12 protein-coding genes are annotated in these 16576 nt (G+C 36.4%); all 12 read right to left on the reverse strand.

Annotation, left to right across the window (positions count from 1 at the left end; all coding sequences use genetic code 11):
- Positions 1 to 92 precede the first annotated feature (92 nt).
- The 12 genes from PGH12_RS13730 to PGH12_RS13785 all read right to left on the reverse strand — a co-directional run bounded on the left by PGH12_RS13730 (position 93) and on the right by PGH12_RS13785 (position 16447).
- Complete coding sequence (locus PGH12_RS13730; protein ID WP_267596319.1) at positions 93 to 2360, reverse strand: FIDD domain-containing protein; 2268 nt, start codon at positions 2358 to 2360, stop codon at positions 93 to 95.
- A 211-nt stretch (positions 2361 to 2571) separates the two neighbouring features.
- Complete coding sequence (locus PGH12_RS13735; RefSeq protein ID WP_267596318.1) at positions 2572 to 4821, reverse strand: FIDD domain-containing protein; 2250 nt, start codon at positions 4819 to 4821, stop codon at positions 2572 to 2574.
- Between the two features lie 173 nt (positions 4822 to 4994).
- Positions 4995 to 5471, reverse strand: a complete 477-nt coding sequence (gene rnhA, locus PGH12_RS13740) for a ribonuclease HI (protein WP_267596927.1) — start codon at positions 5469 to 5471, stop codon at positions 4995 to 4997.
- Between the two features lie 90 nt (positions 5472 to 5561).
- Positions 5562 to 7151: a replicative DNA helicase gene (gene dnaB / locus PGH12_RS13745; RefSeq protein WP_267596317.1), complete on the reverse strand. Its 1590-nt coding sequence runs from the start codon at positions 7149 to 7151 to the stop codon at positions 5562 to 5564.
- 156 nt (positions 7152 to 7307) lie between these two features.
- A complete protein-coding gene (locus tag PGH12_RS13750; RefSeq protein ID WP_267596316.1) occupies positions 7308 to 9374 on the reverse strand; it encodes an FIDD domain-containing protein in 2067 nt (688 codons plus the stop codon).
- A 99-nt stretch (positions 9375 to 9473) separates the two neighbouring features.
- Complete coding sequence (locus PGH12_RS13755; protein ID WP_267596315.1) at positions 9474 to 11552, reverse strand: FIDD domain-containing protein; 2079 nt, start codon at positions 11550 to 11552, stop codon at positions 9474 to 9476.
- Between the two features lie 90 nt (positions 11553 to 11642).
- The gene (locus PGH12_RS13760) at positions 11643 to 12878 is read right to left on the reverse strand and encodes an MFS transporter (RefSeq protein WP_267596314.1); all 1236 of its coding nucleotides are present in this window, start codon (positions 12876 to 12878) and stop codon (positions 11643 to 11645) included.
- Between the two features lie 93 nt (positions 12879 to 12971).
- Positions 12972 to 13334: a hypothetical protein gene (locus PGH12_RS13765; RefSeq protein ID WP_267596313.1), complete on the reverse strand. Its 363-nt coding sequence runs from the start codon at positions 13332 to 13334 to the stop codon at positions 12972 to 12974.
- 159 nt (positions 13335 to 13493) lie between these two features.
- On the reverse strand, positions 13494 to 13877 hold the full coding sequence (locus PGH12_RS13770) for a hypothetical protein (RefSeq protein WP_267596312.1): 384 nt from the start codon (positions 13875 to 13877) through the stop codon (positions 13494 to 13496).
- Positions 13878 to 13915: 38 nt separating this feature from the next.
- Positions 13916 to 15415: a GH3 auxin-responsive promoter family protein gene (locus PGH12_RS13775; RefSeq protein WP_267596311.1), complete on the reverse strand. Its 1500-nt coding sequence runs from the start codon at positions 15413 to 15415 to the stop codon at positions 13916 to 13918.
- Positions 15416 to 15630: 215 nt separating this feature from the next.
- Positions 15631 to 15876, reverse strand: a complete 246-nt coding sequence (locus PGH12_RS13780) for a hypothetical protein (protein WP_267596310.1) — start codon at positions 15874 to 15876, stop codon at positions 15631 to 15633.
- A gap of 178 nt (positions 15877 to 16054) precedes the next feature.
- Entirely contained in the window at positions 16055 to 16447 is a 393-nt protein-coding gene (locus PGH12_RS13785; protein ID WP_267596309.1) for a hypothetical protein, read from the reverse strand.
- Between the last annotated feature and the right edge of the window lie 129 nt (positions 16448 to 16576).

Below are 16576 nucleotides of genomic sequence, written 5' to 3' on the forward strand. Positions count from 1 at the left end.
TGCACCGAAATATCTATTTTTAAATTAATTCATCAAAAAACCGCTCCTTTTAAAGAGAGCGGCTACAAAATAATTAAAATATGAAAAAAAATTTAGTTTCTGTTTTTTACCATGATCCAACCGGAGAATTTAATTGGTGTTTTATTTTTGTTATCTTCATTCCACGTCACAGAATACCAGTAATTGCCTGTAGGAACTTTTCTTCCGTTTGCCGTTCCGTCCCAGATGTATCTATTGGTTTTATCTCCCTGATGAAGTTTAGAACCATATCTGTCGTATACATTAAACGTCAGGTTTGGTTTTCCAGATAAGGCAGAGTAGTCGATGAAATCGTTTTGCCCGTCTGCATTTGGAGTGATAACGTTGATTAGATTCGGTACCGTGAAGTTGACAATGATGGGCTCACAATCATAAACATCTCTTACGTAGATTTTGTGTAAACCTCTTGATATTCCGGTAAATACATTAGAATCCTGCCAGTTTACATTGTCGAGCGAATATTGGTAAGCAGGAGTTCCGCCATTCACGTTAACAGTAATTGTAGTACTCGAGATGTCAATGTAAGTTACAACCGGCTGTTCTGAAGCATAAACTTTTACATTCTGAGTTACTGTACACTGTCCGTTTGTTAATTTGACCCAGTAAGTTCCCACTCCTACATTATTGATGGTTTGAGTAGTTGCGCCCGTGCTCCATTCATATCCTGAAAAACCAATGCCTGCATCTAAAGTGGTTTTATCTTCGATACAAATTATTTTATCAGTCAACACGGTAGAATAAATTGGAGGAATTACCACCAATGTCACTTTTGCGACAGAGAAACATCCGTTAGAATTAATAACTTTTATATAAACAACGCCGTTCGGAGCGGTGTAAGTCGCAGGATTTGAAATTTCGTTGGTGTCATTTGCGGCATCTGTTAATGATGGATAATATTTTTTTGTAATTCCGGTCTGAAATGTAACGCTGACGTTGGTTAAATTAAATATACCGACAGACGGATTGGTTTCTTGTGCGCAACTTCTTAATGTAGCATCGGTTACCGGTATTAAAGGATAAGTGTTTAGGGTGATAATCGCGTTGTCTACACAACCTTGCGCTGTAGTCACCTTCACATGAATTGTAGTTCCCTGTGCCGCGGGAAAAGCGCCGAAGTTCATGATCTGATTGGTTCCAACGTTTAAATCTGCGAGAGTAGGGTAGTATTTTTTAGTAACTCCGGTTAAAGTTGTTACAGCTGCATCATTTAAATTAAATATTCCTACACCCGCATTATTGTTATTGCACTCGGTGAGGGAAGCGTCGGCAGCTTCAAAAGGAGTAGGATTTAAAATAATCCGTGCATCGCCGTTATCACATAATGTTGCTGAAGGGTCTTTTATAACGACTGTAATAGTTGTATTCCCGGAATATTGAAAGTTTGAAGGAGTCGCAATTGGTGTAGAACTTCCCAAAACATAATACGTAATAATGTAATTAGAAGGGATATTCACAAACTGCGTGGCATAAGAAGTTAAATCCACAAAGCCATTTCCGGTAGAAGGATTGGTACACACGAAAGGAGTAATCGTATTTTGTAAAATCGGAACTTTATCAATGAAAATTTTAGCATTTTTTATAGAATGTCTTGCGCTCGCTGCTCCGGTCCCTGAGGAAAATCCAAAATAGCCGGTTGTCATACCAATTGCTCCACCTGAAGGGGCAAAAGATTGATTGGTAATCACAACTCCGTCTATTTTTATCTGAATAATCCAATTATTAATATTGGCAGGATCTACCTCACCGTTTACTTCAACATGCTTATAATTTGTTCCCACAAAAGGTTGTGTAGCTTGTAAATCAGGAGAATGGAATGTGCTTCCCGCCGTTACATTGTATTCTACATTGGGATTTCCTGCAGGAGTATTGTTGGTGCCGTACAAAAGATGCACTTTACTCATTTGTCCTTCAGTAGTATTATTAAAAATGTCAAAAGCAACCATCAGTCCGTTTGCATTCGCCGGAATTCCCAGACCACCACCTGTTGTAAAAGCGGTTGGCGGGTTTGAAAGATACCAAAAAGTAAGACCGTCTCCTCTTCCGTATGCTGTGGTTCCGTTTCCATCTATCCTGAAGTCGAATTCAACTTTCCATTTATCACAATATTTTAAATTGATAGGATCCGAAAGTTTTATGGCTCCGAACTGACTTGTCTGATCAGCAGTCAGTCTTACAAAGTCTCCGCTTACTGCCGCCGAGGGAACAATGTCCCAACCTGTTGTATTAACTGGATTTCCAGTGAGTTGATAAGTTTGTGCTAATGTTGTTTGAAAAAAGAATAAAAGAATAACTGAAAGATAAAATAGTAATGATTTCTTCATTTTATTAGTTTAAATTATGGTTATTGGTGTTTAAATACTTAATTGGAAAGAGAGCTCTGTTGTCTTAGAGATAAAGTCTAAATTGATTAAAAATATTTACTTCTGTAGTCGCTGATTTTTATAATATTCTGTAAAAAATAATATTTGCTTAAATTTTACACATCTAAATATTACAAAAAAATCACTCCAAAAGAGGAGTGATTTCTGAGCGCTATTCTCTGTTTTTTACAAGTACCCAGCCGTCATATTTTGTTAGGGTATTGTTTTTATCGTTTTCGTTCCAGGTGATGCTGAACCAGTAAGTACCCGTTGGGATTTTCTTTCCATTTGAAGTTCCGTCCCATTTAAAGTTTCTCATTTTATCAGCCTGAAATTTTTGATTTCCATATCTGTCGTACACTGTAAACACAAGGTTTTTCTTGTAAGCTAAAGCAGAGTAGTCGATGAAATCATTCACGTTGTCGCCGTTTGGCGTAATTGCATTAAGAAGATTCGGAACTGTGATCTGAACTTCCACAGGTTCACAGTTGTAAGAATCTTTCACAAAGATTTTGTTTTCGCCTCGCGGTAATCCTGTGAAAATATTTGAATCCTGCCAATTGATTCCGTTTAATGAATATTGATAAGGAGCTGTTCCTCCGTTTACATTTACCGTTATGGTATTGTTTGTAATGTCAAGACTTGCAATGACAGGGTTTGAAGATGCTTTTACTGATACGAATTGAGTAACAAAGCAGTTTCCGGTCTTAAGTTTTACCCAATACATTCCGACAGGTATTCCCTGTATAGAAGATGTCGTTGCTCCTGTGTTCCATTCATATCCATCAAATCCAGGACCTGCATCCAGAGTTGTTCTGTCATCAATACAGATGATTTTGTCTTTTAAAACCGTCGAATTTACCGGTGGTATTACTTTAAGAGTGATCTTTTTGATGATAAAACAATTATTGATCGAGGTCACTCTCACATAAACATCTGTACTCGGAGAAGGATAAATAGTAGGAATTATAATTTCGTTGGTTCCTGAGACAGCATTTGCCAATGTGGTGTAGAACTTTTTCGTAATGTCAGATTGCGAAGTGACATTTGCTGTTGTAAGATCAAATAATCCTAAAGTAGGTGTTGCTGCAATGGAACATGCTTGTAAGGTTGCGTCATTAACAACAGGTAGCGGTAAGAAATTTAGTGTAATTTGTGCAGTTCCTGTACAACCTTGCGGAGTCGTCACTTTTACGTAAACAATCGTAGGTGCAGAAACGAATGTCTGAGGTGTTGTGATCTCATTTGTTCCGGCATTCAGATCAGCCATCGTCCGGTAATATTTTTTTGTAATACCGGGAACCATACTTACATTTGCTGTAGTAAGGTTAAATATTGCTGTGGTTGCGTTATTGTTGTTGCATTCTGACAGGGTTCTGTTTGTTGCCGTAAATGGTGAAATGGTAAGCTGAATCTGCCCGTCAGGATTGTCACACAATATCCCATTAATGTCTTTAATAAAAACATTAACGGTTGTATTTGCAGTGAACTGGTAATTGGTAGGGTTGGTAATTGTAGTTCCGCCTGCCGCATAGGTGAAGGTGTAATTTGCAGGTGTTGAAACAAATTGCGAGTTAAACAATGTAAGATTTGCAGTTGCAATTCCGGTATTGGGATTTGGGCAGAATGACTGTGTTGCAGTTGGTTGAAGTATGCTGACTTTGTCTGTGTAAATTTTAACATTTTTAATAGAATGTCTTGATCTGTTTCCTCCGGTCGAAGCTGAGAACCCGAAATATCCTACTGTCATTGCAGCCGCTGCACCAGAAGGAGCAAATGACTGATTACAGATTACGGTGCCATCTATTTTTATTTGTACAATCCAATTGGCAGGAATCGCCGGATCTACCTGTGCGGTTACTTCCACATGTTTGTATGTTAATCCCTGAAATGGCAATGTCGTGTTCATGTCCGGAGAATGAAAAGAACTGCCTGCGACATTAAAAAACTCAACATTATTGGTATCGGTGGTATTCACAACCTGCCCGTAAGCAACATGTACTTTGCTCATCACTGCAGTAGTGGTGTTATTATAAGTGTCAAAACCTGCGATAAAGCCAACTGCATTTTGAGAAACTCCTAGTCCTGAACCCAAAACGCTTGCCACAGGAGGATTTGCTAAGTACCAGAATGCGAGACCATCTCCATTTGCGGTTTGGTTAGAATCCATTCTAAAATCAAATTCTACACGCCATTTATCACAAAATTTCAGGTTAATTGGACTATTCAGCCTAATAGATCCAGATTGATCGTTGGCGTCCGGAGTAAGCTGGATAAAATCTGTATTCACAGACGTAGGAGCGACAATAGTCCATCCTGTTGTCACGACGGGATTTCCGGCGAGTTGATATGTTTGGGAACTGAGATTTCCTGAAAGACAAAAAAGAAAAAGGGAAAAATAAAATAGTAGATTTTTATTCATTGATCATTGTACTTTATGATTAGACGCGTAAAGGTATTAAATACTGATCAATAAATATTAATATAATGTTAATTTTGTAAAAAAAATTAAATATATGGTAAATTATATTGTAATTTGTAAAGGAATAACTAAAATAATTAATCTGAAGTTAGAATGATTCAAAATTTTATCTATTAAAATAAAGAATTGCTGTCGATATTCTCAAAATAACTATCAATTTCAAGATTCTGAGAATTGGCAGCGGCTACGGCCAGTTTATCACAAAGTTCGTTTTCAAAATGACCGGCATGACCTTTGATCCAGTGCATTTTTGGCTGATGCTGATTAAAAAGAACTATAAAACGTTTCCACAAATCGGGATTTTTTACATTTTTCCAGCCTCTTTTTACCCAACCTGCGATCCAGTTTTGGTTGATCGCATCAGAAACATATTTACTGTCTGTAAAAACATGAATATCGTTTTCCGTTGATTTAAGTTTTTCCAGAGCAGTAATAACAGCCAAAAGCTCCATTCTGTTATTAGTGGTTTTTCTGAAACCTTTTGAGAATGTTTTTTGGTAATTTTTTTCAGGAACTTTCATGAGGATTCCGTAACCTCCTTTTCCGGGATTACCGCTGCATGCGCCGTCTGTATAAATTTCGATTCTCAAAATATTTAGGTTGAGGATAAGTTTTAGTTTAAAGATCATATAATTCAGGTTTAAAAAGCCTAAACCTAAGCCTCAAACTGAATCTTATTTTTAAAAAGGAAAATCATCTTCGTCATCAAGATCATTCATCGAAGATCCTGAAACTTTAGAATTGTCCGGCAGATCAAATGCTGCGCCTGGCTGAATAGTTGTTTTTATTTTTTCAAAACCACTGGGCTCGGAAGACTGATTGCCACCGGAAGGATAACCATAGTCATTATTTCCATATAAATCAAGATCGCCAAATTTGGCAAAATGCTTCATAAAAGAAAGTCTTACATCTGCGGTTGCTCCGTTTCTGTGTTTTGCAATAATTAATTCGGCCTGGTTTTCAGTTGAAGATTCCTGCCCTTCCTCATCATTATCCCAAACCGCAATTTTATAATATTCTGGTCTGAAAATAAAAGATACAATATCAGCATCCTGCTCAATCGCTCCCGATTCCCTTAAATCTGAAAGCTGAGGTCTTTTACCGGGGCGCGTTTCTACAGTTCTTGAAAGCTGCGAAAGTGCAATTACAGGAACATTCAATTCTTTTGCAATTGCTTTTAAAGAACGGGAGATCATTGCAATTTCCTGTTCACGGTTTCCTCCGCCTTTTCCTCCGCTGCTTGCAGTCATCAGCTGAAGATAATCGACCATGATGATTCTTACACCGTGCTGCATGACCAGTCTTCGGCATTTTGCACGGAAATCGAATATAGAAAGAGAAGGAGTTTCATCAATATATAAAGGAGCATTTTCCAACTCTGAAACATTTGAGAACAATCTTTCCCATTCTTCGTCACTCATTTGACCTTTTCTCAATTTTTCTGACGAAATTTTGGTTTCAGAAGCGATCATTCTTGTAATCAGCTGTACAGATGCCATCTCAAGAGAAAATAATGCCATCGGAATTTTGTGTCCGACTGCTATATTTCTAGCCATTGACAGCAGAAATGCAGTTTTACCCATTGCCGGACGTGCTGCAATGATAATTAAATCTGAATTTTGCCAGCCTCCGGTTTCTTTGTCAACATCTGTAAAACCTGAGGGAACTCCAGAGATTCCTTCTTTATCTTTTAAAGATTTAATGGTATCAATGGCTTGTTTTACCAAAGTATTGGCAGTATCGAATCCTTTTTTGATTGTCCCGTTGGTAATTTCAAAAAATGACTGCTCGGCTTTATCTAAAAGTTCAAAAACATCTGTAGATTCTTTGTATGAAGTATCAATTACATTTGCAGAAACATTAATTAAACTTCGAAGGATATATTTTTCCAGGATGACACGCACATGATATTCGATGTGAGCAGAAGAACTCACACCCATTGTTAATTCAATGATATAATGATCACCGCCGGCTGAACTCAGTTTATCAGTCTTTTTCAGTTCCTGAATAACAGTCATCAAATCGACCGGACTGTTTCCTTCATAAAGTTTTAAAATCACTTCAAATATCACCGAATGTCTCGGGTCATAGAAAACTTCGGGTGTCAAAAGGTCAATGGAATGATCAAGCCCTTTTTTATCAATTAAAAAAGTACCGATCACCAATCGTTCAAAATCTACTGCATTGGGTGGCATTTTTCCATCTGCAATAGACAATTCTCTGGCAAAGTTGCCTTGTGTAAGAGATGATAATGTTTCTTTCTGCGCCATGCTGCAAATATAGTTTATTTAAAAAATAATTTGAAAAGAGTAATTAATAATTATTGTTGATAACTTATAAAATATCAGTATTAAAAGGCGCCGAATGATGTGAATAAAAAAATCACCTCATTGCTGAGGTGATGTAATATTAGGGTGAAAATAAATTTATTCTCTATTTTTTACCAATATCCAACCGCTGTATTTGGTTTGGGTACTGTTTGCGTCAGTTTCTGTCCAAGTGATGGTGTACCAGTATGTTCCGGTTACGATTTTTTTACCACCTGAAGTTCCGTTCCATTTGTAGTTTCTCATTTTATCAGACTCGTACATTTTGTTTCCGTATCTGTTGTAAACTGTAAATACTAAATCTTTTTTATAAGCTAAAGCTGAATAATCTACTTCGTCATTGATGTTGTCTCCGTTTGGTGTAATTGCATTCACCAAGTTCGGTACTGTCACCTGAACCAAAATAGGAGTACAGTCGAAAGAATCTTTTAAATAAATCTTATTTTCTCCTCTTGGAAGATTATTGAAAACGTTTGAATCTTGCCATGTAATCCCATCAGTAGAATATTGGTAAGGAGCTGTTCCACCTGTTGCGTTTACAGTGATCGTGTTGTTGGTAATATCTAAACTTGCAATGACAGGTTGTTGTGTTGCATAAACATTAACCTGTTGTAAGGTGAAACATTTTCCGGTCTTTAATTTTACCCAATATGCTCCTACAGGTACGCCAGAAATTGTTTGTGTAGTTGCTCCGGTGCTCCATTCATATCCATCAAAACCTGGTCCTGCATCAAGAGTGGTTCTGTCTTCAAGACAAATTGTTTTATCTTTTAAAACAGTAGATTTTACAGGTGGATTGATGACTAAAGTGATTTTAGCTATGTTATAGCATCCGTTCTCATTATAGACACGTACAAATGCAAAGCCTTCAGTAGAATCATAAAGCGTAGGATTTAATATTTCGTTAGCTCCGCTGACAGCATCTGCTAAGGTTTTGTAATATTTCTTTGTAACCGGTGTCTGGCTAGTTACAACTGCTGTATTTAAATTAAAAATTCCGTGGGTAATATTGTTTTCAATAAAACATGTCTCTATAGTTGCGTCATTCACCACAGATATTGGATAAAATTCAAACGTTATAATCCCTGATGCACTACAACCACTTGTTGTTGTAACTTTTACGTGAACCTGTTTAGGTGCTGTTGATGTGTAGGCTGTTGGGTTAGTAATTTCGTTAGTTCCAGCAGTAAGATCTGCTAAAGTTGGGTAGTATTTTTTAGTAACCGCTGGATCTGCATAAACCGGTGCTAAATTAAGATTGAAAACCCCAGTATTAGATTTGTTATTATTACATGCTTTAATTGTTGCATTATTAACTACAATTGGTCCGATGACAAAATTGATCGTGCCAGTCTGCGTGCAGGCATTGAGTGGATTTGTCGGGTTTGCAGGATCTGTATAATGGATGCCATAATAATAGGTGTCTGTAGTGTTAACACTAATTGGAGTGGTAACAGGGTTCGAGTTCGTCAATGCATCATTCGAATTAGTATGATAAGTGACACTGAAATTGGCATTTCCATTAATTATTCCTGTAGAAAGTGTACTGAAATCAAAAAGTGATGGACTTGAGCAAATGCTCACATTACCATCATGGCTGGTTCCCGGTGGTAAAAAAGGATTTGGAGCCAAAGTAGAATCGTTAAAAGCGGAAACTAATGTTGCTGTTCCACCCCATGTTAAATCAAATCCGTAAGGGTTACTTGGAATATAATTGTCTATAAGAAGATAATAAGTTTCGCCTGCAAGAACATTCAAAGGCAGTTCCCATTGGTCAAAATCTGCAATTATGGTTGAACTTAGTCCTGTTGGCCCGCTTGTCCCAGAGAAATTACATCGTATTGCATCACCGAAATCTTGTGTTGCACAATTGATGTTGGGTCCGTAAACTGCAAAATCATAATCATAATGAAGTACACCGGGAACAGTATTCGGATTTATCGTGAATTCGATGGTACCACTTGTTGCCGCCGTGAATACATACCAGACAGAATAGTGTTCCAATGCTAAACAACTTCCGTCAGTTTGTTCAATTACAGAACCTCCGCTGCTCGGGTTATAAGAAACTGAAGAATTTCCACAAACCGGTATCGCTGAGATACAGTCAGACTGTGAGTAAAACAACTGTGACGTGACTAAAATAAAAAAAAGTAATAATTTTTTCATGAGAAAATGACTTTAAGCAAATTTAAAAAAAAATATGCAATTAGGTTTATAAAGTAAAGAAACCGCCATAAGCGATTTCTTTACTGTTATTGTTGAAAATTAATCTCTGTTTTTTACCATTACCCAACCTGAGAATTTGATCGGTGTACTGTTTTTATTGTTTTCATTCCATGTTACAGAATACCAGTATGTACCAGTCGGAATCTTTTTGCCTGCAATGGTTCCGTTCCATGTATAATTATTTGTTTTGTCTGCCTGATGTATTTTTGTTCCATAACGGTCAAAAATTGTAAGTACAAGATTTGATTTTGTTGATAAAGCAGAGTAATCAATCACATCATTGATACCATCACCATTCGGAGTAATTACGTTGACGATATTCGGCACTACAATATTCACTTCAATTGGTGTACAATCATAAGCGTCTCTTACGAAAACAGTATAATCGCCTCTCGTAAGACCCGAAAATACATTTGAATCTTGCCAGTGTACATTATCAAGCGAATACTGATAAGCTGGTGTACCTCCTGTAACGTTTATGTTGATAGAATTGTTCGTGATTTCGATGTTAGAAACTACCGGCTGCTCAGTTGCAAAAACTTTTACACTTTGGGTAGATGTACAGTCGCCTGTTCTTAATTTCACCCAGTAAGTTCCTACTGCAACGTTTGAGATTGTTTGCGTCGTTGCGCCTGTGCTCCATTCGTAACCGTCGAATCCTGGTCCTGCATCTAAAGTGGTTCTGTCTTCCATACAGATCACTTTATCAATTAAAACTGTAGAATAAACCGGAGGAATAACAACTAAAGTAATTTTAGCTACATTGAAACATCCGTCTGCGCTTGTCACTCTTACATATACAAAACCATTTGGAGCTACATAAGTGTCTGCATTAATTATTTCGTTGGTCTGATTTACGGCATCAGTTGCAGATGGGTAATATTTTTTTAGTGCACCTGTTTGATTTACACTCACATTGGTAAGGTCAAATAAACCGGTAGAAGGATTTGTTTCGATAAAACAAGCTCTTACGGTAGCATCATTTACTACAACTACAGGATAGAAATTAAGCTTAATCTCAGCAATATCTGTACATCCGAATTCTGAAGTTACCAAAACGAAAACCGATCCGCCTGCTGAAAGATATTGATAAGGATTAGTAATTTCATTCGTATTTCCGTTCAAATCAAACATTGATGGGAAATATTTTTTAGTAGCAGTCGGATTATTAATAACATTAGCCGTTGTCAGATTAAACACTGCAGTGCCTTCATTGTTATTGTTACACTCCGTCAGTGTAGCGTCGGTGGCAACGATGGATCCGTCCTTAAATTTAAAGTCGCCGGTCTGCTTACATTTGTTGATCGGGTTATTTGGGTTCGTGGGATCTGTGTAAGTGATACTGTAATAATAAGTATTAGTAGTATTTACTGTAATTGGAGCTGTGATAGGGTTATCACCTGTCAATAGATCATTTATATTGTAATGATAAGAAACAGTAAAGTTTGTATTCCCGTTTATAATTGCCGGAGATAATGAACTGAAATTAAATATTGCAGGGTTTGTACAAATTACAACCTCATTTGGATCATTCGGGTTGGCATTCGGCACTCCCGGAGCAATAAATGGATTTGTAATTAATCCCGGATCATTAAATGGCGATGCTAATGAAGCCGTACCTCCCCATGAAAGTGTAAAGCCATTCGCTGAACTAGAGAAGTTATCTACAACCAAATAATAAGTTTCTCCTGGAAGCACATTCATAAATCCACTCCACGGAGTTAAGTTTCCACTTGCATCAATTCCTGTGGGACCGTTTGTGCTCAAATCTAGTCCTGTAGGACCATCTGCTCCAGAATAATTACATCTCACAGGAAGTCCTAAATTCCCACAAGGTTTGTTCGGTCCGTATACTGCAAAATCGTAATCATCTACAAATACATTAGGATCAATAGTGAAGGTCAGCGTTCCCGCTGTTGAGATTGTAAAGGTGTACCAAACAGAAAAATGCTCGTCACTGACCAAACAACCTCCCAGATCTTCTAAAATATTACCAGGTCCGGTGGGTGTGTATGATATTCCTGAGTTTCCGCATACAGTGATAGCTGTAGGGCAATCTGACTGCGCAGAAAACACCTGAGATAATATCAATAAAAAAATGAGTAAAGTTTTTTTCATTTTCGAAAAATTTTTAATACAAATATAAAAAAAATATTAACCTTAGCTTAAGGAATTTGTAATATATTTAAATACTACGTCGATTGACTCCTAATATTGCATTTTTCTTAGTTTATGATTGGTAGTTCCTACAATTAAGGCAATTAATAATGTCATACTTCCTCCAAAGACTACAGAGCGCACTACGCCGAGCAATTTGGCAGCGAGACCGCTCTCAAATTGTCCCATTTCGTTGCTCGACATGATGAAGATAGAATTTACACTCAAAACTCTGCCGCGGATGTGATCAGGAGTTTTTAGCTGTACAATAGTTCCGCGGATTACCACAGAAATTCCGTCGAGCATGCCACTTAAAACCAAAAACATGAATGAAAGCCAATAGTAATGTGATAAGCCGAAACCAATAATGCAAAGACCAAACCCTGCGACTACAGCAAGCAGAACTTTACCCTGATTTTTTCTTAAAGGAATTACAGAAAGAGTAGCGATGATGATCATCGAGCCAATATCTGAAGCAGCATTCAGCAATCCGAAACCTTCAGCGCCAGATTTTAGAATGTCTGTCGCAAAAACAGGAATCATCGCAACAGCGCCACCAAAAAGTACTGCAAACATATCAAGACACAGAGCTCCGAGAATTTCTTTAGTTTTAAAAATATATGAAATGCCTTCCCGCATACTTTCCAAAACTTTTATTTCTTCTTTCTTATGCTCAGAAAACTGTTTCTTCAGCTGCCAAAAAAAGATGGAAGCTATAGATATTAAAGAAAGTATTACAATTAATGTCCATTTTACGCCAACCAACCCAATTAAGAATCCGCCTGCTGCATGTCCACAAACCGATGAGATCAAAAAAGTTCCCTGGTTTAGCGTTATTGCACTTGGTAAATTCACCTTCTGTACGATTTTCGGAATCATTGACGGAACGATCGGGCCAATAAATGCTCTCACAATTCCGGTAAAAAAAATTACTCCGTAGATGTAATACGTTATTTCATGTCCCGAAAAATGAAGTTCAACATTAAAAAATGCAGGAACTAAAAGCAATCCGATCAAAAATACATAGAGGTAAGTACAGATCAAAAGCAATTTCTTTTTTTCGTTCATATCGATGACGTGACCCGCATATAAAGCGCAACTTACAGCAGGGATTACCTCAGAAAGTCCGATTAAACCAATAGAAAAAGGATCTTTTGTCAATTGATACACCCACCATCCCAAAAGTGTAGCGAGCATCCTAAATGCTAAAACAATAAAAAACCTCCCAGTAAGAAGATTTCTGAATTCTATATTTTTTAAAGTTTTGAGCGGAGTAAGAGAAATCATTTCGCAAAAATAGCCCTAAATATTCATTCAGGGCTATTGCTATGTGAGGTTTTCAAAAGAATTTAGATATTTCTTCTGAAAGATAGTATCTATTTAGTCTGCTCTTAAAGAACTGATGACAATGGCAGCAACTCCTGCAGCTCCGATTACTGCCGCGCCTGCAACTACTCTTCCTTGAGACCTGTCTTTTACAGATGCAATATTAGATTTAGGAATCACCACTTCTGTACTGTCTTTTTTACCAGCTGTACCGATAATGTTGTCTCCGCTGATGTTTCTGAAAAGAATTGTCTGCTTTTTAGAACCGTCTCTTGGCGTCACTACATATATTTTTCCTGCTTCAAGATTAGAGTAATTATTTGTAGAAATATTTTCGCTGTACTTTGTGGTAGCACAAGATGAAATGACAAATAAACCCGTTAGTAAAGATGATTTTAAAAGTACAGATGCTTTCATTATATAATTTTAGTTTTCCAAATTTATCATTTTTTTTGAATATATGTTTTCAGAATCCAAAAAATGTGTTTAAATTTTTATAAATCAATAATTTTCACTAGGAATTTGCTTTAATGCCAAGATCTTTTAATTCTAAATTTAAATTCTTCAAGCATGACATTAATTTAACTGATATTGATATTCGTCTAGGGAAGAATCTTCCGAATCTACTTTAATTAGGTTAATTAATGCTACTGTAGTAATTGTAACTCCGGCAACCGCACCGCCTATGATCAGCAAAGTTCCGGCAGTATTTTTTTGTCTGATTCTTTTTATATCATTTTTGGCAATCGCAAAAGGCAAATTTTGTTTATTTCCCAGGATGCTGTCTTTTTCAATAGAAGTAACATCCAATGAAACTTTTTTGTTCTCTGTGTCAAGGATTGTATATCTATTACCAGCGCGCACTTTTTCAAAATTACCATGATGTTTTTCGGCAAGATACTGTGTAGAAAAACATGAAGTGAGACAGGTGATGAGTAAAATTATACTTAAATTTTTCATAGGAAAGCTTTTTTTTTGTTCGAGGTCAAATAAAAGATTCAGATCACGTTTTTCGATAAAATATCCGCAATTTTTCTGTCATTGGCCAATCTCGGAATTTTATTCTGACCGCCCAGTTTGCCTTCAGATTTTGCATATTCCTGAAATGCGTTTTTAGAAACTCTGCTTATTTTCAAATTCTGAAGAATATTTCCCGAAATCAAATCATCATAATAAGTATTGCGTTTTCTCAACTGATCATTTAATTCGTTTTTAAACAGGTCTAAATTTTCAGGCTCTTTCTCAAATTCTATAAACCACTCGTGATAAGGCAAACCTTCTGAAGGATTTACTTCCGGAGCGAGATGAAATTCTGTAATCTGCGCAGGAAATTTTTCAACCGTAGCTTTCATTGCTTCTTCAACCTCAAAAGCAATCACATGCTCACCAAAAGCTGAGGTAAAATGTTTTGTTCTTCCGCTTACCAAAATTCTGTGCGGATTTTTATCGATGAATCTCACAACATCACCGATTGAGTATGCCCACAATCCTGAATTGGTTGTTAAAATCAATGCATAATCTTTATTAACTTCAATTTCCTTTAAAGTCAGTCTTCGGGAATTGGGTTTTCCGTATTCTTCCAGCGGTACAAATTCATAAAAAATTCCATGATTGGTCAATAGCAAAAGTCCTTCCTTGTTATAATCATCCTGAAATGCAAAAAAACCTTCCGAAGCCGGAAAAGTTTGTACAATATCAACTTTTCCGCCTAAAAGTTCTTCCATTTTTTCGCGATAGGGTTCGTAATTCACGCCGCCAGTTACGATCAATTGAAGGTTTGGAAAAAGCTGTTTTATTTTCTTGCCGTTTTTCTCAATCAATTTTTCAAAATACATGATCAACCAAGGTGGAATTCCGGAAATCAAAGTCATATTTTCTGTCTCCGTTTCTTCCACGATTTTATCAACTTTGGCTTCCCAGTCTTCTATCAGATTAGTTTCCCAGCTTGGCAAACGGTTCTTTTGAAGATAATTAGGAATATGATGCGCAACTATTCCGGAAAGTCTGCCGGTTTTTATTCCGAAAACTTCTTCCAATTCCGGACTTCCCTGCAGGAAAATCATTTTTCCATTCACAAATTCAGCGTTTCCTTTTTTTGCAATGTAATGAAATAAAGCACTTTGCGCGCCTGCAACCTGAAAAGGCATTCCTTCTTTTGAGATCGGAATATATTTAGAACCTGAAGTTGTGCCTGAAGTTTTGGCAAAATATTCCGGAGTTTCTGTCCAGAGAATATTGCGTTGACCTTTTTTTACTTTTTCAATGTAAGGTTTAAGATCTTCATAGTCAGTAATTTGTACGTTTTTCTGATATTCTTCGATGGAGCTGATGTTTTCAAACTGATGCTCCCTCCCAAAAAGTGTCTTCTCGGCAGTTTTCACCATTGATAAAAGCAGTTTTTCCTGATTTTTTTCTGCATTTTGCTTAAAATTTTCAGCTTTTTTTACATGCTTTTTGGCCCAGATCAGTGCAATATTTTTTTTGAAGAAGTGTAACATGTTTCAAATTTATAAATAAGTATAGAATTGTGAGAAATATTTTGAAGTTAAATAGTGATTTCTACATTTCCAATTTGTTTTATTAAATGAAAATTTTAGTTTGAAATTATACTTAATTTAAATATAGCCTAACAATTAAAACATAAAAAACCGACGAATAAATTCATCGGTTCTTCGAAATTTGATTATGAAAAGACAACATTTTTTAATGTTGATTATTTGTTCACTTTATACCTTTTGTCTGGCGTTCCATCTTTTTTTAATTTTTGATTTTCTTTAAATCTTTTGTCTGGTGTACCATCTTTTTTCATTTTGACAGAAGGTTTTGCTGCTTCCTGTTTTACAGCTTTCACGGTTTTAGTAGTTTGTCTTACAGTAGATTTAGCTGCCGGAACTGCTTGTTGAGCGGTTGCAAATCCCAATCCTAAAACGATTGACATTGCAGTAAGAAATTTTTTCATGCGTTGATATTTATTGTTTTTTGTTGAAGTAAATTTATGTAAAATCTCGGTATGAAAATCGATTTTTGCAGACTTAACTAAAGTTTATCACTCATTAAAAAAATATTAAACAGTTTTGTGCTAAAAAAAACCTGTTTCCCAAAAGAGAAACAGGTTTCAGATATGCGTGAATAGTTTGTTATCTTGTACAGTTTGCTGTCCAGATTTTACCGTCTTTTGCGTACAAAATCTTCAATGTATTGTTGTCGATTCTGATGTAAGAAGTTGCGCTAGAACCTACACTTACCAAAACGTTGTCTCCTTGCTGCTCAAATTCAACTCCATTTAAATCAGGAATACTGTTTGAGAATGCAAAGTTATACTTTGTTCCACTTGCGATTTTCGTTACAAAAACTTCTCCGTTGTCAGTTGAATTTGTAGTAGATCCGTCGTTGTAAGAAATACTTCCTTTGTAAGTTCCTGCAAAGAAATCATTGTTTGCCGGATCGTCATCATCGCTGCATGAAGTGAATGAGAATGCCGTGAACATTACTAGCATAAAAACGCCTAAAATTTTGATTACATTTTTCATAATATTTAATATTTCGGTTTATGGGAAAAGACTTTTCAAACATTGTGCCGCACACGTAAAAATGATTTGTTTTTAACTTTTTTTGACTTTTTTAATGAAAAATTGTGATTTATAATGTTTTATTGTTGA

The organism is Chryseobacterium sp. CY350, assembly GCF_027945075.1.
Lineage (GTDB): Bacteria > Bacteroidota > Bacteroidia > Flavobacteriales > Weeksellaceae > Chryseobacterium.

Coding starts and splice junctions, on each gene's coding strand:
- PGH12_RS13775 (WP_267596311.1), bottom strand. CDS start 15,415: ATGTTACACTTCTTCAAAAAAAATATTGCACTGATCTGGGCCAAAAAG.
- PGH12_RS13770 (WP_267596312.1), bottom strand. CDS start 13,877: ATGAAAAATTTAAGTATAATTTTACTCATCACCTGTCTCACTTCATGT.
- dnaB (WP_267596317.1), bottom strand. CDS start 7,151: ATGGCGCAGAAAGAAACATTATCATCTCTTACACAAGGCAACTTTGCC.
- PGH12_RS13755 (WP_267596315.1), bottom strand. CDS start 11,552: ATGAAAAAAACTTTACTCATTTTTTTATTGATATTATCTCAGGTGTTT.
- PGH12_RS13780 (WP_267596310.1), bottom strand. CDS start 15,876: ATGAAAAAATTTCTTACTGCAATGTCAATCGTTTTAGGATTGGGATTT.
- PGH12_RS13760 (WP_267596314.1), bottom strand. CDS start 12,878: ATGATTTCTCTTACTCCGCTCAAAACTTTAAAAAATATAGAATTCAGA.
- PGH12_RS13750 (WP_267596316.1), bottom strand. CDS start 9,374: ATGAAAAAATTATTACTTTTTTTTATTTTAGTCACGTCACAGTTGTTT.
- PGH12_RS13735 (WP_267596318.1), bottom strand. CDS start 4,821: ATGAATAAAAATCTACTATTTTATTTTTCCCTTTTTCTTTTTTGTCTT.
- PGH12_RS13730 (WP_267596319.1), bottom strand. CDS start 2,360: ATGAAGAAATCATTACTATTTTATCTTTCAGTTATTCTTTTATTCTTT.
- PGH12_RS13785 (WP_267596309.1), bottom strand. CDS start 16,447: ATGAAAAATGTAATCAAAATTTTAGGCGTTTTTATGCTAGTAATGTTC.
- PGH12_RS13765 (WP_267596313.1), bottom strand. CDS start 13,334: ATGAAAGCATCTGTACTTTTAAAATCATCTTTACTAACGGGTTTATTT.